15 protein-coding genes are annotated in these 24,035 nt (G+C 44.7%); 12 read left to right on the top strand and 3 right to left on the bottom strand.

What is annotated here, in order from left to right:
* Nucleotides 1–156 precede the first annotated feature (156 nt).
* From NG833_RS01570 to NG833_RS01555, 4 genes are all read left to right on the top strand, one after another.
* Complete coding sequence (locus NG833_RS01570; RefSeq protein ID WP_254563580.1) at nucleotides 157–906, top strand: dienelactone hydrolase family protein; 750 nt, start codon at nucleotides 157–159, stop codon at nucleotides 904–906.
* A 195-nt stretch (nucleotides 907–1,101) separates the two neighbouring features.
* The gene (locus NG833_RS01565) at nucleotides 1,102–3,348 is read left to right on the top strand and encodes a hypothetical protein (protein WP_254563579.1); all 2,247 of its coding nucleotides are present in this window, start codon (nucleotides 1,102–1,104) and stop codon (nucleotides 3,346–3,348) included.
* A 549-nt stretch (nucleotides 3,349–3,897) separates the two neighbouring features.
* Nucleotides 3,898–4,800: a S1 RNA-binding domain-containing protein gene (locus NG833_RS01560; protein WP_254563578.1), complete on the top strand. Its 903-nt coding sequence runs from the start codon at nucleotides 3,898–3,900 to the stop codon at nucleotides 4,798–4,800.
* Nucleotides 4,801–6,028: 1,228 nt separating this feature from the next.
* Nucleotides 6,029–6,841 (top strand): PEP-CTERM sorting domain-containing protein, encoded by an 813-nt coding sequence (locus tag NG833_RS01555; protein WP_254563577.1) that lies wholly within the window; start codon nucleotides 6,029–6,031, stop codon nucleotides 6,839–6,841.
* A gap of 775 nt (nucleotides 6,842–7,616) precedes the next feature.
* Here NG833_RS01555 and NG833_RS01550 read toward each other — a convergent pair.
* Nucleotides 7,617–9,806 (bottom strand): polysaccharide biosynthesis tyrosine autokinase, encoded by a 2,190-nt coding sequence (locus NG833_RS01550; protein ID WP_254563576.1) that lies wholly within the window; start codon nucleotides 9,804–9,806, stop codon nucleotides 7,617–7,619.
* A gap of 49 nt (nucleotides 9,807–9,855) precedes the next feature.
* Nucleotides 9,856–11,724 carry a polysaccharide biosynthesis/export family protein gene (locus NG833_RS01545; protein WP_254563575.1) on the bottom strand — a complete coding sequence of 623 codons (1,869 nt, stop codon included), beginning with the start codon at nucleotides 11,722–11,724 and terminating at the stop codon, nucleotides 9,856–9,858.
* Nucleotides 11,725–12,764: 1,040 nt separating this feature from the next.
* Here NG833_RS01545 and NG833_RS01540 point away from each other — a divergent pair.
* Nucleotides 12,765–13,655: a glycosyltransferase family 2 protein gene (locus tag NG833_RS01540; RefSeq protein ID WP_254563574.1), complete on the top strand. Its 891-nt coding sequence runs from the start codon at nucleotides 12,765–12,767 to the stop codon at nucleotides 13,653–13,655.
* Nucleotides 13,612–14,640, top strand: a complete 1,029-nt coding sequence (locus tag NG833_RS01535; protein WP_254563573.1) for a hypothetical protein — start codon at nucleotides 13,612–13,614, stop codon at nucleotides 14,638–14,640. Before NG833_RS01540 ends, NG833_RS01535 begins: the two co-directional genes overlap by 44 nt.
* Nucleotides 14,641–14,996: 356 nt before the next feature.
* Here NG833_RS01535 and NG833_RS01530 read toward each other — a convergent pair whose 3' ends face one another.
* Nucleotides 14,997–16,160, bottom strand: a complete 1,164-nt coding sequence (locus NG833_RS01530; protein WP_254563572.1) for a hypothetical protein — start codon at nucleotides 16,158–16,160, stop codon at nucleotides 14,997–14,999.
* Between the two features lie 526 nt (nucleotides 16,161–16,686).
* Between NG833_RS01530 and NG833_RS01525 the strand changes: the two genes are divergently transcribed.
* From NG833_RS01525 to NG833_RS01500, 6 genes are all read left to right on the top strand, one after another.
* On the top strand, nucleotides 16,687–17,631 hold the full coding sequence (locus NG833_RS01525) for a sulfotransferase domain-containing protein (RefSeq protein WP_254563571.1): 945 nt from the start codon (nucleotides 16,687–16,689) through the stop codon (nucleotides 17,629–17,631).
* Nucleotides 17,632–17,700: 69 nt separating this feature from the next.
* Nucleotides 17,701–19,239 (top strand): lipopolysaccharide biosynthesis protein, encoded by a 1,539-nt coding sequence (locus NG833_RS01520; protein WP_254563570.1) that lies wholly within the window; start codon nucleotides 17,701–17,703, stop codon nucleotides 19,237–19,239.
* 206 nt (nucleotides 19,240–19,445) lie between these two features.
* The gene (locus NG833_RS01515; RefSeq protein WP_254563569.1) at nucleotides 19,446–20,675 is read left to right on the top strand and encodes a glycosyltransferase; all 1,230 of its coding nucleotides are present in this window, start codon (nucleotides 19,446–19,448) and stop codon (nucleotides 20,673–20,675) included.
* Between the two features lie 112 nt (nucleotides 20,676–20,787).
* Nucleotides 20,788–21,759, top strand: a complete 972-nt coding sequence (locus NG833_RS01510; RefSeq protein WP_254563568.1) for a glycosyltransferase family 2 protein — start codon at nucleotides 20,788–20,790, stop codon at nucleotides 21,757–21,759.
* Nucleotides 21,760–21,814: 55 nt separating this feature from the next.
* Nucleotides 21,815–22,651 carry a methyltransferase domain-containing protein gene (locus tag NG833_RS01505; RefSeq protein ID WP_254563567.1) on the top strand — a complete coding sequence of 279 codons (837 nt, stop codon included), beginning with the start codon at nucleotides 21,815–21,817 and terminating at the stop codon, nucleotides 22,649–22,651.
* Nucleotides 22,648–23,919, top strand: coding sequence for a glycosyltransferase family 4 protein (locus NG833_RS01500; protein ID WP_254563566.1), 1,272 nt, complete (start codon nucleotides 22,648–22,650; stop codon nucleotides 23,917–23,919). Before NG833_RS01505 ends, NG833_RS01500 begins: the two co-directional genes overlap by 4 nt.
* Nucleotides 23,920–24,035: the final 116 nt, after the last annotated feature.

The following is a 24,035-nucleotide window of genomic DNA, read 5'->3' as shown; positions in this document are numbered from 1 at the left end:
GAGTTCCCTTGCGCCCAGGAGCAAAGGAGGCACCCTAGCTACTCGATAAAGTAGGACGAGTAAAAGGGGGACTCAGACATGGAAATCAACTCATTTAAGGGCAAGAGAGGAGTTAATGGAAAAACCAGGTTGTCAGGCAAACCAGTCAGAAAGAATATGGCAGATTTAGAGATAAAAAGCGCTCATGTCAAAGTGCCGAATGCAGATTTACTGATTTCTGCGTATCTGGCGCAACCCATTGGAGTCGGTCCATTTCCCGGAATAATCGTGTTTCAGGAAATCTTTGGGGTCAACGAACATATCCGATCGGTGACGGAGAAAATCGCCAAAATGGGATATGTGGCGATCGCCCCGGCATTATACCAACGCACGGCACCCGAGTTTGAAGTGGGCTACTCAGAAGAAGAATTGACCCTCGGACGGCACTATAAAGAGCAAACCCAGGTTTCAGAACTCCTCAGCGATACCCAAGCGACTCTGGATTACCTGAAAACCCTCCCTTCAGTTAAAACAACGGCAATGGGCTGTATTGGGTTTTGCTTTGGGGGCCATGTGGCCTATCTTGCTGCTACCCTTCCAGAAATTAAGGCGACTGCCTCCTGTTATGGGGCGGGGATTGTCAACTGGGCCCCCGGAGGTGGAGAACCCACCTTGAGTGTTACCCCAGAAATTACCGGGACGATCGCCCTGTTGTTTGGAACAGAGGACCCGTTAATCCCCAACGAGCAAGTCAACCAAATCGAAGCGGAACTCCAAAAACAGGGCGTTCGTCACCGGGTGATTCGATACCCAGGGGCAACCCACGGGTTTTTATGCGATCGGCGATCGAGCTACAATCCCGAAGCAGCCGTTGATGCTTGGACTCAGATCCAGCAACTGTTCGACGAAACCCTCCAATCCCTGTGAAGGGTTGGGAAGCTATCCGTGGGTATCATAAGCTGGCCTATGAAACCAGGGAAGTGGCGACTGGGCGATCGGTTCGGAGCACCGGGGGCGATCGCAAAACTTGAAATTTTTGGCACGATTGGCATGATCAGTATCCAATGGGGCAGGTCGTACATCCGCCAACTTTAATGAAACTGTAATCAAGAGGAAAAAATCATGGTTCAAGGTGTTTTACCGGGTCTGGCGCTTGCACCCCCTGAAACCGAGTATTTTGATGCGGAACTCTATCTCCTTGCCAATCCCGACTTGATCGGACTCACTCCCGAGCAATTGCGGACTCACTTTACCGAACGAGGGGTGGCAGAGGGACGTCGCGTTCTCATCCCCTTCGATCCAAACTTTTATCGAATCGCAAACCCGGATCTGGCGGGGTTAAATAATCGCGAACTGTTCGATCACTTTATCAATGTAGGTCTTGATCAGGGACGGCGATTTTCTCCGATTTTCGACCTGGATTTTTATCGCAGAAATCTCGAACAGCTCGATCCAGAGATTATTACCCAGCTTACTCCCGTCGCTGAACAACCCGTTTCTCCGTTCATTCTTCTGGACCCGAATCGTCCTCAACCCCCTTCCCTGAATGAAAACCTGTTCAATCTATTTCTGGAGACTCAGCTAGAAGTCGAGACGGATTTAGATGTGGAGGGTCTTGGGGTTCCCGTCGAACAGCTTCGGAATGTCAGTTTTTCCCCATTTTTCGACCCAATTTTATATCTGAATCAAAATCCAGCCTTAGCCGAAGCCTTTGGTCCCAATAATCGCCAAAAGGCGATCGCTCATTTTGCCCTCTACGGGATTAGGGAAAATCGCCGGTCTTCTTTGATTTTTGACCCCGATTTTTACCGGGAAAATAATCCAGGTCTCGTAGCGGCAGGATTAACCACTAGCGAACAATTACTCATTCACTATCAACTCAATGGTATTCAAGAAGGACGACGGCCTTCTTTAAACTTCAATCCTGCATTCTATTTAGCTAATAACCTGGATTTACAGGCTAGAGGGTTAAGCCTCCCTCAACTGGTAGAGCAATATCTCCTAGAGGGACTTGAAGAGGGCCGGCGATCGTCTGAGTATTTTGACCCGATCGCAATTAATTCCTTACTAATTCCGGAAGCCCCTCCGCCCGCAACACCTCCGGCCACCGATGCACCCCCTCCAGCTTCCTCAGTGACCTTACTGGAGGAGAATTTTGTCAAGTGGAACGTTCCTGTGGGTGGGGTCCTCAGTTACAGTTTCGTAGACACCGCAAGTTCCCTGAGTTATCCGGGTCCTGAAAGCGGCGTGGGGGAAGTCAACGAAGCGATTAAAAATAATGTTCGCCAAATTATGCAGGAGTATGATCAAGTCCTGCCGTTTAGCTTAGTAGAGGTTCCAGACCGCCCCTCGGATAACGGTCAGATCCGGATCTTATTTGCGAACGATCCGGTTTACGCCTATAGCTATGCACCGGGACTGGAAACTGGGGGAGATATTGTACTCAGTCGAAATTATGAACAGGATCCGCAGTTATCGTTTTCTCAAAGTCCGGGTAATTTTGGCTATCAAAGATTAGTTCAGGCAATTGGTCATGCCCTAGGGTTAAGGCAGCCTAATAACTATGCCGGGTTTGGCTTCGCAGAACGGCCCACCTTCCCGCCCCAGGGTCCCTCTTTATCCTTTGTCCAGGATAATAATAGCAACACGGCGATGAGCTTCAATATTGCTGGGGTCGGAGCCAGTACGCCCATGCCTTATGATGTTCGGGCGCTCCAGTTCCTGTATGGATTTAGTGAGGAGAATAGCGGGAATAATTTGTATCAGTTTGATGGCAATAATTTTATTGGCGTCAAGCAAACGATTTGGGATGCCGGGGGAATCGATACGTTGGATTTTTCGGCGTTACCGGCGATCGGGAGCTACTTTTTTGATATGAATGAAGGGGGGGTCAGTACCAACCAGAGTGCACTGAATGCCTCCACTTACCTGGCGATTAATGATCCGACCCAGTTCCCTTACAGTGCCAGCAGCTATGGAACCTATATTGCATACGGGACAACTATTGAAAACCTCCAGGGAAGTCCTGTTAACGATGTGATTTTGGGAAACACTGCCGCCAATGGGATCAATGGCGGGGGTGGGGATGACCTGCTGATTGGGGGTTTGGGTCCTGATACTTTGGCAGGGGGTCCCGGTCGAGATAGGTTTGTTTACGCACCGGGAGATGGCACCGATCTGATTACGGATTTTAATCCAGGGGAGGATTTGATTGCGTTAGCGGCTCCCTTATCATTTGAGGGAGTTTCCGTTGAAGCTTCTGGTGCCGATTCATTGCTCCGAGTGATAGGAACTGGCGAAGTATTAGCTGTGTTGATTGGGGTTAGCCCCAATACCCTGAGTCCCGTTAATTTTGTCCCCTATGGTTAATGTGGTTTTCCATTGCATTAGGCCCTGGGATCTGTCCGGCAGTCCCGGACTCAAAGGGTCCGCTTGGGGAAGACGGGCGAGATCCCTGAAGGGTTCTGCCGGAGTTTTGTTAGAAAGGAGCAATTGCTAGAACTTCGGTACAGTTTTAGAGATCCATAGGACAAGAAACCGGGTTTCGGGAGCTTTATTGCTTGGTGATTGCTACGGATTTTGTCAAAAAGCCCGGTTTGTCTTCCCCAGACTGTAGCGGGGTCCTAGGTGGGTTTAGGAATTTTTGGCTGCGGCAGCTAGAGTTGCTAAACTGCAAGATTGTTCGTCAGAATTGAGTCAAGGGAGGACAATGAGGGTGTGCCCTGGGGGATCAGGAGTTAAAGCGAGCGGACAATCCGTTGGGAGGCGATCGCTTTAATACCAATTTTGAGGGGTGCAACCCAAGGCCCAGTTTTTCTACGAATACGCCGATTCAATCAATCGAGTTGGCACGGCGATCGGCGACGCGGTGCCAGCGATTTCAACTTCATCTTAATTTTGTTTTTTGTTTTAATCACGATGAATTCTAACTCATCCCGTTCTCAAAAGGCCCAACCGTCTTTTTCTGCTGAGGATTTTGCGAAAGCCCTCGAACAACAAGATTATGACTTTCGTAAAGGTCAGAAGGTCCGAGGTCAAGCGTTTGAATATGTTTCGGAAGGGGCTTATATTGATATTGGGGGTAAAGCGGCGGCTTTTCTCCCTTTAGCCGAAGCGTCTGTAAAGCCGGTCAGCAATCTGGCGGAAGTGGTACCCCTCAACGAGGAACGGGACTTTTTGATCGTCAGCGAACCGAATGACGAAGGTCAAGTCAAGGTGTCGATTCGCCAGATGGAATTGCGAAAAGTCTGGGAGCATTTAGCTCAGGTGCAAGAGAATAATGAATCGGTGCCAGTCCGGGTGATTGGTGTGAATAAGGGTGGGGTCACGGTTAATGTGGAAGGGTTGCGCGGTTTTATTCCGCGATCGCACCTCAGCGAACGGGGGAATTTGGAGCAGCTAGTGGGGCAGAATTTGAGTGCTACGATTTTGGAGGCCGATCGCGATCGCAATAAGTTGGTGCTATCTCAGCGCCTCCAAGCTCGCGCCAAGCGGATGAGTCAACTGGTAGTGGGTCAACTGGTTGAAGGTGAAGTGGTGGGACTCAAGCCCTTTGGGGTCTTTGTAGACCTGAATGGGGTGACTGGGTTGCTCCATATTAATCAGATCAGTCAAAAGTATGTGGCGTCTCTCCATACGGTGTTTCAAGTTGGACAACCGATTAAAGTGGTGATTGCGGAGTTGGATGAGTGGAAAGGACGGATTTCTCTGACGACGAAGGTGTTGGAGAATTATCCAGGGGAGATTCTGGAGAAAATGGATGAGGTGATGGCAACGGCTCAGGAACGGCGATCGGCAAAGAGTGAGACGGTCACTGAGTAGCTGTCAAAACAGATAAAAGTAAAAGAGGTCGCGGAGTATGCGGGGTCTGTCGTGATCTCTCATTACTAGAGGCGATCGTTAAGCACACCTCGCGACCTCTTTGAGGCTATTCCTCGGTTGCACCTCCTGCCCCTTAAGAAGACAATTGCCAGAACTTCTCCACTTATCTGTCAATCCGTCAATCATCCCTTCTGGCGTACTATAGAGCAAGATCTATTAACTTTCTACTCAGGCAAAGCAATCCTGCCACTATCCCTAAGAACAACGCTATACAGTATTTCTGTCTGAGCGGGAGCTTCACCTCCACCACCTAATCAAAAGTCTAATCTCCAAAGAATCCCCCTATAGCCAGCCTCATACGGAATCTGGTTGTGATAAGTCTATAAAAAGAAGCGCGACTCAAGGGTCTGGCTTCACAGACCAAGCCGGCTTAAGCCCTGTCACGCAGGCGCAGACAAACGCAGCGTCATAGAGAAAACCGACTTGAGACAACCGGATGGGGTATCAGACGAACTGATAAATTCTCTTGTCATCATGATTTAGAGGGGCTTATATATCGATTCCCTGCTGAGTGAAATCAACTTAAGAGAAATTTATCCAACATAAACATTTTTCTTTTTCTAAAGAAAAAAATCTCAGGAATTTTACTGATTAACCGTAATTTCACGGATAACATAATTTCACAGAATTCCAATAACAGAGAACTTCCCAACCCCTAAAATCTTTGCATCACCGGGAGCATCTCAATTTGGCCTCAAAGGGGAATTTATACGTCTTGCTCCCCCTTCGGTGCTAAAGACATTTATTCGTTATACCTCCCTCTCCTAGACAGGGGAGGGTCGGGGTGGGAAGGGGGCACCCACCGGCGGTTAGGTCTATGAGCCTTCTTGAGATGCTCCCGCATCACCCGCCTTGAGGCAGTCAATAGCCTTCGACAGTATGATGTTGGCGCTGAATACAATTAGTAAACTCAAAACACACCTTCAGTCCTTTTAGAATTCAATAGTCCTGGGAGTACAAATTTAAAGATTGGTTAAAGGTGTGATCTCGATCGTGGAAATCTTATGACTTTAGTGCATTAATAAAAGAGTAGACAAAGGAATCGGCTTGGTCCTCATGGTAAGAAATGTGGCCCCAGTCTAGTTTTATCTACCTACTGAAGAAGACAACAGGGCTTTAAAAGCAGTTGAGTTTCTGAACTTGTAACGATAGGCAACCGAGGCTAACAATGAACGTACAACAACAAATTTTATCTGTAGCAGCAACCGCAACCCTAGTCGGTATTGGCATGGCCTCTGCAGCACCTGCCAGTGCCATTACCTTAACCACAACCAACTATATTCAAGGCAACGGCAGTACGGTCGAATTTGGGTGGTTAGGCAGTTACGGTGGGTTCCAGTCAAAAGTCGGGATCTTTGATGTTACCAGGGGCGAATATTTTGACCTATTTACAGAAACAAGAGGTTCTAGCGTAGGCGGCAATGCAACCCACGCCAATAAAGGGGACCTGGATAATGCCACCTTCAGCCAAGATATCCAGTCGATTAAGACCCAGTTTACCTTTTTACAGGGCCACGAATACTCCTTTTTCTTGGGTTCAGCCAACCAGGTTAACAGCCCCACTGTCTTCTCGACCACTTCCTTGAATCAAAATAAACCGTCGGTAGAGTTTGGACAGCAAGCCAAGTTTTTCAGCGACCTCTCAGTCCTGAATGATGAGTCTTACAAATATATCAGACCCGTTGGAAATAGCACCCTGACCGATTCTACTCAAAGTCTTTTGGCCCAAGCATCCGGAACTAACGCAAGCTTATCCCTGGGCATGACGGGTCTAATCGCATTCGAGGATAATGGAATTCGGAACCCCTCGACGGGTAGTACCCAAGGTTTCCATAGAGACTTTAATGACTTTTTATTCACCGCGACCGTTATTGACGAAGTGGCTGTCCCTGAACCTGCTACCCTAATAGGCTTAGGAATGTTTGCTGGATGCATGGCCTTATCCTCACGTCGTCGTAAAACCGAAGACAAAGCTTCTTAGGGTGTTCCAACAAATAAATCATCCAAATCCCGATGGTTAAGCACCTAACTATATTAGCCCGCGCAGGCGGGCTATAGCCCTTCGGGCATGGCTCCGCTAATGTCCGTGTAGCCCCACCCTTAAGGGTGCGGGTTTTTTGGGTATTTTATTTTTTGGAGTTCCCTTAATCGGTTTACTCAAATTTTCCAAGCAGCTTGACTCTTCAATCCATTCTGTAGGTCCTAACACTCTACTTACCACTATCTAGGTTAATGTACCATCCTGAAAATTGAACATCGATTCATGCCACCTCATTCGGAGGTGGCATCATTTTTTCTGGCATGGACGCATTACCTCACCTCTATATCTATAGATAAAGGAGATTTGCTTAGAGGACCCTAAATTTAGTGTTAGATGTCCAAATATGGGGTATAGCGTTTCGGTGGACTGATGAGGTCCTTTTCAAAGCATAAGGCGGCCCGTTCACCGGCAGGCGACGGTTTGGGGCCGCCATCGCTGTACCTTATGGAGATGAGAACTGCTATATTCTTCTTTTCTTAAGTTGTGCATGGACATCAGAAGAAGAAGCAACCGCTTTTCTTCGGAGTCATGGCAGGGCCGCTGTGATGAGCTGCCTTTGACCCTTTAGGGAAAAAATGAGTGAGACCAAATCCGCTTCTCAAAGACCTATTTACTCTTTAGCCCCCGTAAGAGAAGCTTCCATCCTGTGAGCCTCCTCCCTTGATGGGTGTGGGTTTTAACAGAGCGACGAATACCGGATTTGGTATGAAAAGGCTTACTTTTTATTACAGTTGGCAACGACCCCCAAGACAGAAGACCCTGAAATTTTCAGCCCATCTAATGCTTTCAGGACCATTGTTCGGTCTGTCTTGTCAACTTTAACCACCATCACTAACCCATCTGTTTGTGCAGCTAAAAGACAGCTATCAGCTACACCGACCAGAGGAGGGGTATCATAGATCACTAAATCGAAAAAGTCTTGAAATTGCTCCATTAAAGAGTACATTTTTTTAGAAGAGAGGAGCTTGATGGGATCTGAGGTGAGTGGTCCAGAGGTTAACACAAACAGGTTGTCATCTATGGGTGAGCGTTGAATGGCATCATTCAAACTCATGTCTGTAGAAATGGTATCGCTCAATCCCCGAAGATTCGGTAAATTCAGTTTGAGATGAATCTTCGGAGAACGCATATCCGCATCCACTAACAAGACTCGCTGACCGATCGCTGCAGCAGTCTGCGCTAAATGGACAGCAACCGTGGATTTTCCTTCTCCGGGAGTCGCTGCACTAATAACCATAGAATGCAGGGGAGTATCGGCATTGAGTAAGCGGATATTAGTATACAGAGAGCGGAAAGCTTCCACTAGAGGAGAAGTTTCAGATGGCTGAATATGACTACTATTAGCCAATCTTAAATTATCTAGGCTGGTTTGACTACCCAGACTTCCAGATGCCACAGGTAAGAGTTTCTTCGGTTTGCCAGCAGTTGAATCTTTCAGTTTCTTGAGTTTATTAGAGAAAGGAATCACTCCTAGCAGGGGTAATCTTGTATCTTCTTCAATATCATCAGGATTATGGAAGACATTGTTGAGTATTTCTAAAACAAAAGCGACTCCCATTCCTAAAATCAAGCCTAGCACGGCTGTTAAAATTATGGCTTTTCGATTGGTTGTTGGGACCCTCAGACTGGTGGGTGGAGCAATCAGATCCCACGGAACTTTTTGTTGAGCGGCATCTAATCGTAATCCATCGAGTTTTATTAAATTTTTGTTGAGGGTCTCATTAGCAATTTGCAATTCTCTCTGTAAGCGATCATAATTGCTTGCAACTGCTGGTAACAAATCGAGTTGTTGTTTCAATCGACGCTCATTTTGTAACAAAATTTCTTCATTTTCTTGTAGACCTTGAAGTCTACCCTCAAGCTTGCTCAAGATGCTTTGAGCTTCTTGACGCACAGGAGCCTCTAAATTTTGTTTTTGTTCACGAAGAGACCTCAGAGTGGGGTGTTCTTCTTGCATTCGGGAAGCGGCTGCGGTAACATCACTATCTAATTTATGAATTTGGGAAATTAATGGGCCATAGGTTCCACCACTTTCTCCTAAAACCGCCGCATAATCTCCTGCCTCAAAGAGTGTCCTGATGGTTTGATATAGAGAACGGGTATCAGATAGGTTGAGTTGAATCTCTATTCTTCTCATCTCAACTGCGCGTAACTGGTCCACTAGCTTGTTGCTGTGAAACTCGGGAATCATCAGGTCATACTGCTCACGCAAGTTTTTAATTTCTTCCTGAATTATATCCACTCTTTCCCGCATCTGAGGAACTTGATTTTCAATAAACATAATTCCTTGGCTCAGATTAGTCTGTCTATCTTCCAGGCTATATTTGAGATATGCCTCAGCAACAACATTTAAGACAAACTCTACTTCTTCGGCGGTACTTCCCGCGTAACTGATGTCTAGGATACGAGTTCCTTCTGATTCATCAAAAGGTCTATCTATTTTAATTTTGTCTGGGGTGAATTTAGGATACCGTTCTTGAATTTTTTGGGTGATTGGGAACATGACTTTAGGGCTTTTTAATACCCGAATTTGAGTTCCATAGTCTAAACTAAAATCTCTCGTGTTAATCGTTTCTCTCTGGCTTCCTTCTGTTTGACTCAAGATGGATTGAAGCCTGTTTTCAGCGCTAGAAACCGGCTCTACCAAAAGCTGAAATCCTCCTTTGTAGCTGGCAGGCTTTTGGTCTTTTTGATAATACATGGCAGTGGTCACTAAAATAGCAACCCCAATAATAACCAACGCTCTTCGTTTAGCTGCTGCCAAAATCTTACTGATTTCTCGTAAGACTTTTTCTTCATCGCTTCGCTCCCCTAATGGCTGCATTCCATAAGGGGAAGGAAACGATCTAGGTATTTTTTCATTTGGATTACTAGAGCGCACTGACGAATAATTTTCTCGATTCATTTTGATTCCTCCAGGCTAGTTACGGCTACTCTCTACTCGCCCTCAATTTTTATTCAGAAGGCCCATCAAAAGACCGATTCTCAATGAATCCCAAAAAGCTCAAGATTCTTAACAAAGTCTCTATCCGAGGGATTAGTAATGCTGATTCTCCGATGCTTTGCAGGGTATCCGTTACCCGGCTTCCCCCAGTTTGTCTGACTACAATAATGTCTTTGTCGCGGAGTAAAGGATTGGTCTGTTCGTTGATTCCAGCAGTAAAATCCACTTCTAGGGTCTGTTGGCTCACGGTGCCATTAGAGTTGAGGCGAATCAGTTGGACAGAATTACTGGCTCGACCTTTGTCAAATGCCCCCGATGCTAAAATAGCTTGGCTGATTGGGGTATTGGGTGGCAGTTGTAACTCTGGCCTAGGGGGTAAATTACGGCTACCGACCCCTTCACCCACGACATAAACGGTCATTGTGCCAGGAGAGAAACTAGCGTTGGCGACTTCTCTTGCTTCGGCTGGGTTGACATCTGTCATGGTAGGAATCACCAACGTATCTCCCTGAGCCAGAATCGGATCATGAGTTAGGTCCCCGCTCTGCAAAAGTTGCCACAGGTCTACATTAATAATTTGTTCGGCTCCGGCTCTTGTCAGTCTGCGAATTTGTACAAGGCGAAGGTTTGCTGTCGGCTTAATTCCACCCGCTAGCTGAATAGCTCGGGTTACGGTCGGAAGTCCATCAACAGTTTGCAATAAGGGGTCTCTGGTTTTAAGGACGTAGGGGCCAGGACGCATAACATCTCCCACCACATTCACGGTACGCGGCTGACTTAAGTCTGTGGCTATGCTGGTCTGACTTAATTGACGCATTTGTTCTAGATTTGCGGTGGTTGCAGTCGGAATCGAAATGATATCTCCTTCTTGAACAATGGTGTCTTGGGTAAGGTCTCCATCTTGAAAGAATTCCCACAAGTTTACTTCAAAGGTGATTTCACTTCCAGTTTTGGAGATTCGCTGGATTTGCACCTGCTGAATATCTGCGGATAAGGTGATGCCACCGGCGAGTTGAATCGCTTTAATTACTGTGGGTAAACCATCGGATCTTCTGTCTAACTGGGTGTCTCCTCCCTGAATTACATAGGAGCCAGGACGGGAGACCTCCCCGACGATCGCGATTGTTCGAGGGGTGTTGATATCCGTTGCGAAGGTGGCAATTGCTAATTCTCTTTTTTCGGCCAAATTGACATCAGTTTCTGTAGGAACAAATATCGTATCTCCATCCTGCAACGTGACGTTTTCACTGCGATCGCCAGTCCGCAAAAAGTTCCACAGATCGACCGTGATAACTTGTTGATCTCCTGTCGGTTGCCTACGCCGGACTTGAATTTGTCTCGGGTTGCCTGTGAGGGTAATTCCTCCACTCTGGATGATCGCATCCAATAGGGTGGGGATTTGAATTCCTCGATGTCGCGTTTGGTCCTCACGGGAGAGTACATAGCGGCCTGGAAACCTAAGTTCCCCAGCGGTGACAATTTCTAAAGGCCCAATCGCTTGGATGTAGATGCTAACTTGAGGATATTTGTAGAAGCGAGTGTACCTAGCGATAATCAGATCTGTAGCTTGTTGTAGGGTCAGGCCCTGGATATTCACAGCACCAATGAGAGGGAGAGATATTGTGCCATCGGGGGCTATCTGATGATCCCCACTGAATTCAGGTCCTTCAAGATTATTCACTCGGATGCGATCGCCAGGCCCTAATCTATAGTCATCTCCTACTGTGGGAGTGAAATTGAGTGGTACAGATGGCGGAACAGACTCTACAGGCCCCTGGACCTGAGCCGATGCAGAACCCCCAACAGCTATTACACTCAACAAGGTTAAACTCGTAAAGCTGTTGGCGAGTTTTTTTTGGGCCTCACCTGCTTTGAACATAGATACCCCGCGCGCGTGCGAAACTTTATCTCTATTTAAAGTTAACGCAGGAAGAGGGATCATGACCAGCTTTTTTAAACCTAATTCATTGAAGGTCCCCTCCCTCCCGATTAAACCCTCTTTGATAGATATTCTTCCCTGCCTACCGCTTTTCCTCTACTGCTCACTTGCCCATAACCTGGGAGTCGATCTATATTTAAGCTTAGGGGGTTCACCCATTCCTATCGTCAACGGACCCAGGAAATAGGAAGCTTAGTTCACGCGGTATCATTTCCATTCCTAGGGGAGTTTAGACTAAGCCAATTTTGACCCCCTACGAGATTAGCCATTTTAAAAGATTGCAACACAAAGATTAAAAGCTTAAGCGGTCTTTTTGTCCGATAGTTTTGGGTTTTTATACCCCTATTAATAACCGATAAGTTGGCTTCTCCCAACTTATCGGCTCGTTCAGCTTAAATTTATCATCGTGTTTCGGCGATCGCCTCGACCAGAAAAGGTGGTGGAGAACCCCTCTAAACTAGATTGAAACGCAACCCGACCAACTTATAGGCTTTGATCTGACGCTTAGTCTACACTTCAATATGGTAGGGCTGGTCCTGCAACTGTTTGACATGGTGATGAACGCTCAACCCGTGATACCCTCTGAGTTCTCATGTTTTGGTACTCCAAAAGTTGGAGTACCAAAACATGAGCAGGGTCGCAGTAATATTGATTTAATCAAGAGGCATTCAGATAACTGGTGATGATAGGGGCCCGGTTGCATAACAGGATGCCCCAGACGATGAACAGTGACCATTCAAACGCCGCCTCACGGACGAATGCGAGCCTTCGACTTTGGAGAGTCTGTTCAACTCGCTCTTTTGAGTGCATAATAGTAACATGGGTTAAGTTTAGAATCTTGACCCGTATGACTTCTGGACTGGTTTTATGCCGGTCCATTTTTTTGAGGCTCATAGAGCGACCGACGAGGGTTTATACAGAACTTTTCACTGTCCAGATAGCTAAACATAAATTAATAATTCATTAAGGGTGGGAAGCCGATGAAATCTAGTAAAATTGCTGTATTGACTACTTGTCATAACCGACGCCAAACAACTCTGGCTTGTTTGGCCGGACTCTTCAAGCAGGAACTGCCCGATGGCGTATCCCTGGGTACCTATCTCGTGGATGATGGCAGCACTGACGGCACATATGAGGGAGTGAGTCAAACTTATCCAGAGGTAAAAATTATTTCTGGGGATGGTTCGCTATATTGGAACGGAGGAATGCGTGTCGCCTTTGAGGAAGCCGTTAAGTATGATTATGACTACTACCTCTGGCTCAATGATGACACGACCCTGCACCCAGAGGCGATCGGTCAATTGCTGAACACATACACTGGGTTAACGGAGGCAGAGAAGGAACTGGCGATCGCGCTCGGTGCCACTTGTGACCCGGAAACAGGTGCAGCTACCTACGGAGGGCTGGTACGAAATAGCTGGTGGCATCCGTTAAAATTCAGAGTGGTGCCACCCGATGGAGAGGTGAAGCGTTGTGACACTATGAGTGGCAACTGCGTTTTGATTCCACGAGGGGTGACCCAAACTCTGGGAAACTTAGATTCGGCCTTTATTCATAGTAAAGGAGACTGGAACTATGGTTTGCGACTGAGGAAAAAAGGGGGAGCGGTTTGGTTAGCTCCTCAATATATCGGAACTTGCCAGGAACATTCGGGGCATGACAAATGTTGGTCAGATCCGAATATGACCCTAAGTGAACGAATAAAAATGATATTAAGTCCAAAATGGTTGCCGATAGGAGAATGGCGGGTCTTTTGTCAACGCCACCCTGGGGTTTTATGGCCTTTTTATTGGTTGAGTCCCTATCTCAAATTATTGTGGAAGTCTCTTGACTTTAAGCTGGTGGGCATCACAGGTTTTGCATCAAAATGATTTTGATTACCTGAAGTTTATCCAAGCGCTAAAATTTGTTATGGCTAAATCAGGGAGAAATAATATAATGAAAGAATTCATGCTCAGATATATCCCCTTTCCAGTTCTGCATTGGATTAGAACTTATTTATACCATCCAATGCAGAAAAATACTCAAACAAAAATTAGTTTTATAGAGCATTTTATCAAAACGACTAAAAATAATTTAAACAGAAATAGAAAACAAGTTTTATTTTATCCGGAACCTCCAAGTGGTAGCTTTGCTATATACAAAATACTACTCCTTTTAGGCTATCGAATTACGAACAATCCCAAGCAACAATTCGATCTAGGAATTAAATGGAAAAATACCACTCAATCCCCGGTTGATGAAGTGTTATATGAATTGTCAGCCAACCATTATATCCTCAATATAAACTGCAACGATATTAGCAAGTCAAATGTTGACCAAATATTTCAAAGCGTTTTTGGATACGGTGTTGCCATCGATCCTTTGAGCTACATTGGAGAATGCGTAGTAAAGTCCGAATTAAACGCCCAGCATGATGGCAAGGTTGTGTCTTGTCCAATTACTGCAGTTGAACCGGGAGTTGTTTACAATAAAATTGTAGACAATCAAGTGGAAAATGATATGGTGCTGGATTTACGATTTCCTATTTTCAAAAACGTAATTCCTCATGTTTATCTGAAATATCGTCCACTTGGAAGACGTTTTGCCAATATCAATATGAAAGTAGACTTAGTGCAATGCGTTGATGATGTGTTTTCAGCAAATGAGGTATCACTACTGATGAAATTTTGTGAAAAGATAGGATTAGATTACGGGGAACTAGATGTACTTAGAGACAAAAAGGATGGACGCATATATGTTGTTGATGTCAATAACACTCCTTATGGCCCTCCCAAAAAGCTCGCTCCAAACGAAGGATTGATTGCTCTTCAAAAAATAGCGCAAACTTTTGAAGAGGTATTTTTTGAAAACTAGGAGTCACACGAGTGAAAAATTCATTTTTGAAATTAAACAGAAGTTCCTTGTATCAGATGTAGAGACGCGATATATCGCGTCTCTAGGTTGTGGTAGCTTAATTATTTTGCTGACCGACTCAATTCCATCGAATTTACTAAGTAGCTAGGCGAAAATATTCCTCTATAGGTTTTAGCTAAAACCTTTTTACGGCAAGGGTTATGTCGGTTACTCAAATTCCGCTTAATTATGCCCACCTCCTTAATAATTTCAGATAATACAATGTTGATCTACATCAATACATACATACAAAATAAATACAAGTTAAGCAGAGCAGTCTAACTAATAGATTGCTCTGCTTAACTTGTTAAAGTCTTCTAGATTTTGAATTTTTTATTGAATTTAACAAAGAGGTCCAGAATAATATTCCCTCCCTGAATTTTTAAGTATCGATTTAATCGGTGTAAAAATTTTCCTAGTCGGGTGTTGAATCCATGATTGAGTAGCGCCTCAAGACCTACTTTTAAATCATAATTTAAAATAAATAATTCTTGGCGTTTATTGAAAGTCAGCTTGAGAGATTTTTCTACCCACATTCGGAACAGGGGAGGTTGCCATCCGCAGACCAGTATCGATCCATCTGAATCTTCATAAAAATATTTTCCATAAATGCCAGGATAAATCCAACTATGGCGATATTTTATTATGGGGTTTTCGGTGAATAGTTCAAATGGTCCCTCTGGATGATTAGATCGGAACACATAAGTATTGTAGTTGCTGATCGGAAGTTTTTTACTTTTTAAAAAACTCTTAAATTCAGGAGTTATTCCTTGATGCCATGCAGACCCGAAGAGGTAGTATGTGCCATTCAAGTATTTAATATCTATTTTTTCTAATTCCCCACAAAAAGAAGAACTCAATCCTTTAAAATTGGCTACTTTTAGGGCCGGTGCTAGTAAGGTATAGGGGCCTTCTAGGTTTTCAGAGCGAGCCACTGCAATTGTGGGAGAATTTTTCCATAATCCCCCCCCTGTCACGATATAAATATAATATTTTTGGGTGGAGTCGCAATAAAGAACATAGGGATCTCTCCAAGCATAGAGGCTTCTTTTTTCGACTGGGTGTTGTCTACCAGATGGGTAAAGGAGTGGATCCGGAGGAAGGTAAAAATCATCACAATTTTCAAAATGAATCCCATCTGTGGAACGTGCTAGTCTTAATTCCTGATCGGCTAAACATTTTTCTCGGGGAGTATTTTTATCGAGCTTAATTAAAGTAGCCACCGAGTAAAAATAAAATAAATAGGGTCCTTTCAGTATTATACTACCGGCACACAAAATTTCTTGATCGTCTTTGGGAAAAAGTACAGGTCCACAATCAATCCAGGATTTTAAATTAGGGGATTTATAAAGATGGATATGATTCTTTTTTAACCAAAATGGCGGCCCTTCTTGGGAGGTTTCTAAACAATATAGAAAATAGACACCGTTCCAATAGGTGACAATTGGATCCCAACTTCTTTTAGGCTGGTAAATCTGCATTTGTAGTTATCCTGGTATTAGAATATGATTCAGCGGCAAAGTCCCTACTTAGGTCAATTAAAGAAGGGGGTGGCTTCTTCCCAGGGCGGAGGGCTTACCCGAGAATTTTTTTAACCTATCTTAACCCAGCCTCAGAAAGGTGTAAATTCCAAAAGCCCAATTGAAGGGCAAACTTTAACAAAAGTTAACATTTTAACTCCGGAACGATGAAGACTCCCTAAAGTTACGGGCAAACATTTGATTTTTGTTTTGGGTTCACCTACAATTAGCTATAAAAATTGGCCAACTCGCGTTCGACAAAGTGGAGCCTTATCAGTGCCAGTGCTAGACAAAAAACCTATAAGGGAGGCTGGCACGGGGGGGGAAAGAACCAAAGTTTTGTGATAAGGATCGCAAATATACAATACGGGATATCCTAAAATCTCAGATTTGTAACTTTACCCCAGATTCTAGCCTGGGTTCGTTTTAGGGAAATCAACAAGCGAGATGGAAACTGCGGCGGTAAGGCCAAGGAAGGAGTAACGAGATGACGATGCCCAACTTTCTGATTATTGGTGCGCCCAAAGCGGGAACCACTTCTGTTTATCAATACCTCAAGGAGCATCCGCAAATCTATTTGAGTTCGATGAAAGAACCTGCTTTTTTTGCCTTTGAGGGGATGAAGCTGAACTACGAAAATGGACCATTGGCGGGAGGTTTGGGAGATCGCCCGCCGGAGTCCCGGGATTGGTATCAAGAACGAGTTCGAGTGGCAATCACGACTCTTGAGGAGTATGAAGCTCTTTTTGAGGGGGTTATGGACGAAATCGCGATCGGGGAGGCATCTCCTGGGTATATGTACTTCTCGCGATCGCCAGAACGCATCCATCACTATATCCCTCAAGTTAAGCTGATTGCCATTTTACGCCAGCCTGCGGATCGGGCGTACTCTTCGATGGTACATCGCGCCCAATTTGGGCTTGATCCCGAAGCGGATTTTTCTAAAATCCTCGAAAAAGAGGATTATAATATTGATGATGAATGGTGGGGGTTTAATCACGAGATCAGAACCGGCTTTTACTACAAGCAACTCAAACGATACTACGATCGATTTGATCGCAGCCAAATTAAGATATACCTTTATGAAGACCTACAAAATCATCCCCTAGATTTAGTTAAAGATGCGTTCCAGTTTTTGGGAGTGGATGAAACCTTTGTTCCAGATGTTTCCCGAAAATATTTAGTGTCTGCTGTTCCCCAAAACAAGTTATGGCATAAACTGCTAACTCAGCCCAATCCGCTCAAAGAACTCCTCAAAATCGCATTGCCGGAGAACATTCGCAAACCTCTGGGTCAAAAACTGATTAAAAAGAACATGGGGAAACCCCCCAAACCGCCAGAAGTTCGGCAAAAATTGACCGAGATCTACCAAGAAGATATCATCCAACTCCAGGAGATGATTGGGCGAGACCTCTCTCATTGGTTGAAGTAAATCAATTCCCATTCCCAATGCTGAATTATCACTGTCCACTTGTCTACCCTATCCCAGTGCAGGTGTCTTTTGTCTAAGAGCAAACATAACGACCCCGATCGCCACTTCCGCACCGATGACATGAAAGCGGACCTCAAAGGAAAATCCATTCGCGGTGGCGCGATGACCATGCTTGGGCAAGGCGGTAAGTTTGTCTTGAGAATGGGTTTGACCATTATTCTGGCCCGGTTGCTGACCCCGGAAGACTATGGTCTGTTTGGTATGGTCACGGTTGTGGTGGGCTTTGTGGCCCTTTTCAAAGACTTAGGGTTGTCATTGGCAACGGTCCAAAAAGCCCACATTGACCATCGGCAAGTCAGTACCCTTCTATGGATCAACGTCGCTATCAGTGGCATTTTGATGGTGATGACAATGGCCTTGGCTCCTGCGATCGCCTGGTTTTATAAGGAGCCACGGCTAGTTGAATTAACCATTGTTCTCTCCATTGGATTTATCTTCGGGGGATTAAGCGCCCAGCACCAAGCCTTACTGAAGAGGCAAATGCGCTTTAAAGCTTTAGCTGCGATCGAGATTGGGTCGATGTTTCTAGGGACTGCTGCTGGGATCATCTCCGCCTGGTATGGTGCAGGCTATTGGTCTCTAGCTGTTCTCCAGCTTACAGGACAAGTCGCTACTGCCGCCGGAAGTTGGTTGCTATCGGGATGGATTCCCGGGCCCCCCGTCCGAGGCGCTGGGGTACGCCCCATGTTAGCGGTGGGCAGTAACTATACTGGATTTGTCGTTTTGAATTACTTATCCACTAACCTGGATAATTTATTGATTGGCTCTTACTTAGGTGCTGCACCCCTAGGTCTTTACAATCGAGCTTATCAAATTCTCTTGCTACCTCTGACCCAAATCAGTATGCCGATCAAGCAGGTAGCCATTCCCACCCTGAGCCATTTACAAAATGATCTGCCGCGATACCGCGCTTATTATCACAAAGCCTTACTGTTAATGACCAGTTTTGGGATGCCCTTGGTCGCCTTTACCTTTGTCACTGCCTACCCACTCATTTTAGTGTTGTTAGGTGAAAATTGGGTGGAGGTTGTTCCGATCTTTCGGGTGTTATCAGTAGCTGGGTTTTTAAATACCTTTAGCATGGCCTCGGGTTGGGTCTTTATTTCCTTTGGTCGAACTGACCGTCAGTTTCGTTGGAGCATCCTCTCCTCGGCAGTTACGACAATGAGTTTTATGATTGGAGTTCGATGGGGGGTACTCGGTGTAGCCCTAGGCTTAAGTCTGTCTCGCCTGATTATTCAACCCATGGAAATTGCTTACTGCTATCAAAACCTACCCCTAACCGTAAAAGAGTTGATGTCTTACTTATATCGACCCTTCGTGGCTTCAACTGGAGGCGCTGCCGCCTTATATGCGATCGAACAGTTGCTCAGATTTCCGATGGATAGAGGCGCACTTTTATGGGTAGACTTGGTATTGTATTGTCTGTTGTACTTGGGAATTTGGGTACTCTTACCCAATGGCAGACCGATCCTTTTAGAAATGATAGGGCTGATGAAAGAATTACGGAGTAAGCGTAAAGGACCGGGATCGGCTGCATCTTCTTGACCGGGAAGAAGTCATAATGACAAGTCCTCTTGGAATGCAGATCAAGCTTTGTTAAGGATATTAAACCTCAAGGGAGAATAAATAACTTCTCGTGAAGCGAATTTAAAGACATCTTGAGCAAGGCCACCTTCAAGCTGTTCATCCCTGGAGACACTCCGTTGAGCGCCGGGTAATTTGATGAATTCATACTCTCAACTAATCTTGTTATGCGGATCGCATTTCTCGTTAATCAGTTTCCCGCTTTGTCTGAGACATTTATTTTAGATCAAATCGTTGGTCTTATTGATCGAGGACACGAAGTCGATATCTACTCTAACCTGATTGGAAATACGGATAAAGTACATCCTGAAGTCGAAAGCTATCAGCTTTTAAATCGGACCTTCTATGCCCAAATGCCTACGCCTCGGACCCAGAAAGTTCTCAAAGCTTTGGGTTTAATCATTGGCAAAGGCTGGCAAGATCCAGGGGTGATAGTGAATTCTCTGAATTTTAGGAAGTATAAGAAGAAAGCTACTTCCCTAAGATTGATTTATTCCGCTAGCCGATTTATTGGAAAAGAGCCTTATGATATCATCCACTGCCAACTAGGTTTTCTCGGGTATGATGGAGTCTTGTTTCGTGAAGTGGCTAACCTCCAAGGTAAGCTAATGACCACTTTTCGAGGATCCGACTTCATGATTTACATGAAGATGTTTGGCAAAAACTATTTTGATCGCTTATTTGAAGAATGCGACATGATTTTGACCGTCTGTGAAAAAATGAGAGAGCAGAAAATCGCCCTCGGTTGCGATCCTAACAAGATTATTGTCCACCGAGATGGAATTGATTTGAGTCGCTTTGAGGTGGCCCCTCGCCACATTGGAAGCGATGGACAGGTGCGAGTCCTCTCTATTGCTCGGTTAGAAGAAAATAAAGGCATTCAATATGGAATTCAGGCCGTAGCTAAATTACTACCAGAATTTCCTAACCTCCAGTATCATATTATTGGGGATGGCTCAATCAAACAAGAACTGCAAGACTTGATTAATGAACTTCAGGTTAATGATAACATTAAGCTACTAGGCTGGAAACAGCGCCCGGAAGTGATCGAAGAAATTAACGCGGCTCATATTTTGATTGCCCCTAGCGTTTTAGGAAAAAATGGCACTCAAGAGGGGATTCCTAGCGTTTTAAAAGAAGCGATGGCAATGGGTTTACCTGTAATCAGCACTTATCATAGTGGGATTCCTGAGCTGATAGAAGATGGGGTATCGGGTTTCTTGGTTCCCGAATGGGATGTGGAAGCATTAGTTGAAAAATTAGGTTATCTGGTCAAGCATCCGGAATTGTGGCCTGATATGGGATACGCAGGTCGGAGTTTTCTGGAAAAACATTATGATGTTAAGAAACTCAACGATCGCCTTGTAGAAATCTATGAACAAGTTTTGCACAGTTAATCGACAAAGTAAGACATTGGAATCATGAAAAAGGAGAAGAGTTGGCGTCGGACTCTTAGGAGGAAGTGAAGCCTGCTTAATTTTACAAAAAGTCATCTATAAAAAGGAACAAATGGAGAAAATTAAACAAAATCCTCTGGTGAGTGTCATCATCCCAACTTACAATCGCGCTCATTTGATTGCAGCTACAATAGAAAGTGTAAGGCAACAAACCTATTCCCACTTAGAAATACTGATTGTTGATGATGCGTCTAAGGATAATACCAAAGAAGTAGTGAAGGCGATCGCTGATCCGCGCATTCGCTACATTTGTAATGAAACCAATCAAAAAGCATCCATCACTCGGAATAATGGGGTTCAGTCAGCCACTGGAGATTATATCGCTTTTTTAGATTCTGATGATGTCTGGTTTCCCACTAAAATAGAGCTACAACTGGAGGCTATTCAAAATCATCCAGAGCCAGAGCGCGTAGTTTGCTACACTCAAGTTAAAAATAACAATGGTGAAACTATTGTCATTATGCCAAAACGAGGGATTCACCAAACCGAGTCCGTGGCAGATTACTTGTTCGTTTATCGAGGATTAATGCAGACGGGAACCCTGATGATGCCGAGAGCATTGGCATTAGAAACCCCTTTTAAACCGGGTATTGTCCCTTATGAAGATATGGATTTATGTATGAAGTTAGGGGCCAAAGGGTCTGCCTTTATTTTTGTTGAAAAACCCTTGATTGTGTGGAACAATGAAAAGAGAAGCGATCGGGTTACCAATAGCGAGGATTATTTACTTCCTTTACGCTGGATTCAAGAGGATTGGCAAGAGGTGATTTCCTCAAAAGCGATGAAAGGGTTTTTGGTCCACTGGATTGTTCCTTTGTTAATCGAAGCACAAGCAAATAAAATTTATGCACAGCAGATCATCATAGAGGCAGCGTTAAATCATCTCATTTCGGTTAAAAACTTTTTCAAGTTAACTGCTAGAGTAGCCATCCCGAAACTACTCCGACAACGGGCGATGAATTTAACCCGTCAAATTTTCACCGGAAAAAGTAACAAAACTCCAAAAGTTTCTACTGAGTTGTAACCCTCTTTGGTAATAACCATCCTACTTATCATAGTTTATCAGGGAGTAAATCCGTATGAAATGCTTAAATATAGGCTGCGGTTCCAACTTTCATGCATCTTGGACGAATCTCGATATTTCATCGGTTTACCCCGGGGTGCAAACTTATGATATTCGCAAGGGATTACCCTTTGCTGATTTATCCTTTGATGTTTGTTATAGCTCTCACCTAATAGAGCATCTAACCCAAGACGATGCCAAGAAACTGCTGGCTGAATGTCAGCGAGTTCTTAAACCGAAAGGAATTATCCGGATCGTGGTGCCGGATCTCCAGGAAATTGCCAAAAATTACCTCGAAGCACTAGAACAAGTCCAGTCAGGGGTGGTGGAGGCAGAACCCAATTATGACTGGATGATGTTAGAACTTCTGGACCAAAGCGTTCGGAGTTATAGCGGCGGTAAAATGGGGGAATATTTGGTCAATCCTGGAATTAAAAACAAAGAATTTGTGAGGTCTAGAATTGGACTGGAATTTGAACATTACTGGCAGACCAACAAGACGGTAGAGCCGCGAAAATCGATTTTGGAAAAAATTCAATCTAAATCTTTCAATTGGTATGCAGACAAAACTAGAATTACTTTGGCAAAACTTTTGGTAACCCTTGTGGCAGGACAAGAAATAAGCCATGCCTTTACTGAAGGAATATTTCGTCAGAAATCCGGGCAAATTCATCAGTGGATGTATGACCATTTTTCTTTACGTCGAATTTTGGAAGAAGCGGGATTTATAGAGGTCAAGGCTTGTCAGGCTGATCAAAGCCGGATTGAAGATTTTAATCGCTATAATTTGGATATGCTGGACGGAAAAGTCCGCAAACCTGATTCATTATTTATGGAAGGAATCAAGCCATGAGAGCCATGCTTCTTTGTCGGGCTGATTTAGAGTTTGGGGCCGATCGCGCTGCCTATCGATTGCATCAAGGGTTAAACAGTATTGGTGTGGCTTCTGAAATGTTAGTGCAGAATAAGTTAAGCGGGGATCCCTCGGTCATAACACTACAAGGAAATTTAGGCAGGAAGTTTGCCAATTTTAGAGAAAGTCTGGATGCCTTACCGCTTAAATTATATCGTCAGCGACCCAGTACGATGTTTTGGCCAGGTTGGTTGCCGGATAATGTTGCCCCTAAAGTTGCCAAATATGACCCGGATGTGATTAATTTGCACTGGATCTGTCGCGGATATCTCCAAATTGAAACCCTGGCTAAATTTAACAAGCCCTTAGTCTGGACATTCCATGATATGTGGGGTTTCACGGGAGGATGTAATTACAGTGAAGGATGCGATCGCTATGAGCAATCCTGTGGCAATTGTCCTCAACTGAGTAGCGATCGCACCCAGGATTTATCCCGGTGGACCTGGGAACGTAAAGCACAGGCTTGGAAAAACCTAAATCTCGCTGTTGCTACACCGAGTCAATGGCTGGCTAAAATAACCCAATCGAGCGCTCTTTTTAAAAATGTTCTCCCGGAAGTTCGAGTAGAAGTCATCCCAAATGGGATTAATACCCAAATTTATAGACCCCTCGATAAAAAAATGGCCCGAGAAATCTTGAGGTTACCTCAAGATAAGCAACTGGTGCTGTTTGGGGCCATTAGTGCCACGAGCGATCGCCGCAAAGGATTTCATCTTTTGCAATCCGCCTTACAAAACTTAAGCCAATCCAAATGGCAAGATACAATAGAGTTAGTCGTGTTTGGGTCAACTCAACCTAAAGATGCGACCGACTTAGGCTTTCCATCTCATTACTTGGGAAAATTCAGCGATGATATCTCCCTAGCACTGATTTATTCAGCAGCGGATGTCTTTGTGGCTCCCTCCGTAGAGGATAATTTGCCGAATACAGTCGTCGAGGCGATCGCCTGTGGGACCCCCTGTGTTGCTTTCAGTATCGGAGGAATGCCAGATCTGATAGAGCATCAGCAGAATGGCTATCTAGCCTCCGCTTTTGCAATTGAAGATTTATCTAAGGGAATTGCTTGGGTACTGGAAAATCCAGAACGGTATCAAAAATTATCAAATTACGCTCGGGATAAAGCAATAAGAGAATTTACCCAGGAACTGCAAGCTCGTCGATACTCCTCTCTCTTTGAAGAACTGCTATCTGAATCGGGTAAACCTTAGCCTCACCAGAAGTTATCTAAAAGAAAAAGGATCTTGACTGATGTTCGTTGAACTTGTTAGACAGAGTAAGACTCTCAACCATTAGCCTGAAATCACCCTAAATCAAAGGTGTAGTT

The sequence above is a fragment of the Oscillatoria sp. HE19RPO genome, assembly GCF_024220515.1.
Classification (GTDB): Bacteria; Cyanobacteriota; Cyanobacteriia; order Cyanobacteriales; family Laspinemataceae; genus Laspinema.
The sequence above is the reverse complement of the archived record's forward strand: the minus strand, read 5'-3'. Positions and strand labels throughout refer to the sequence as shown.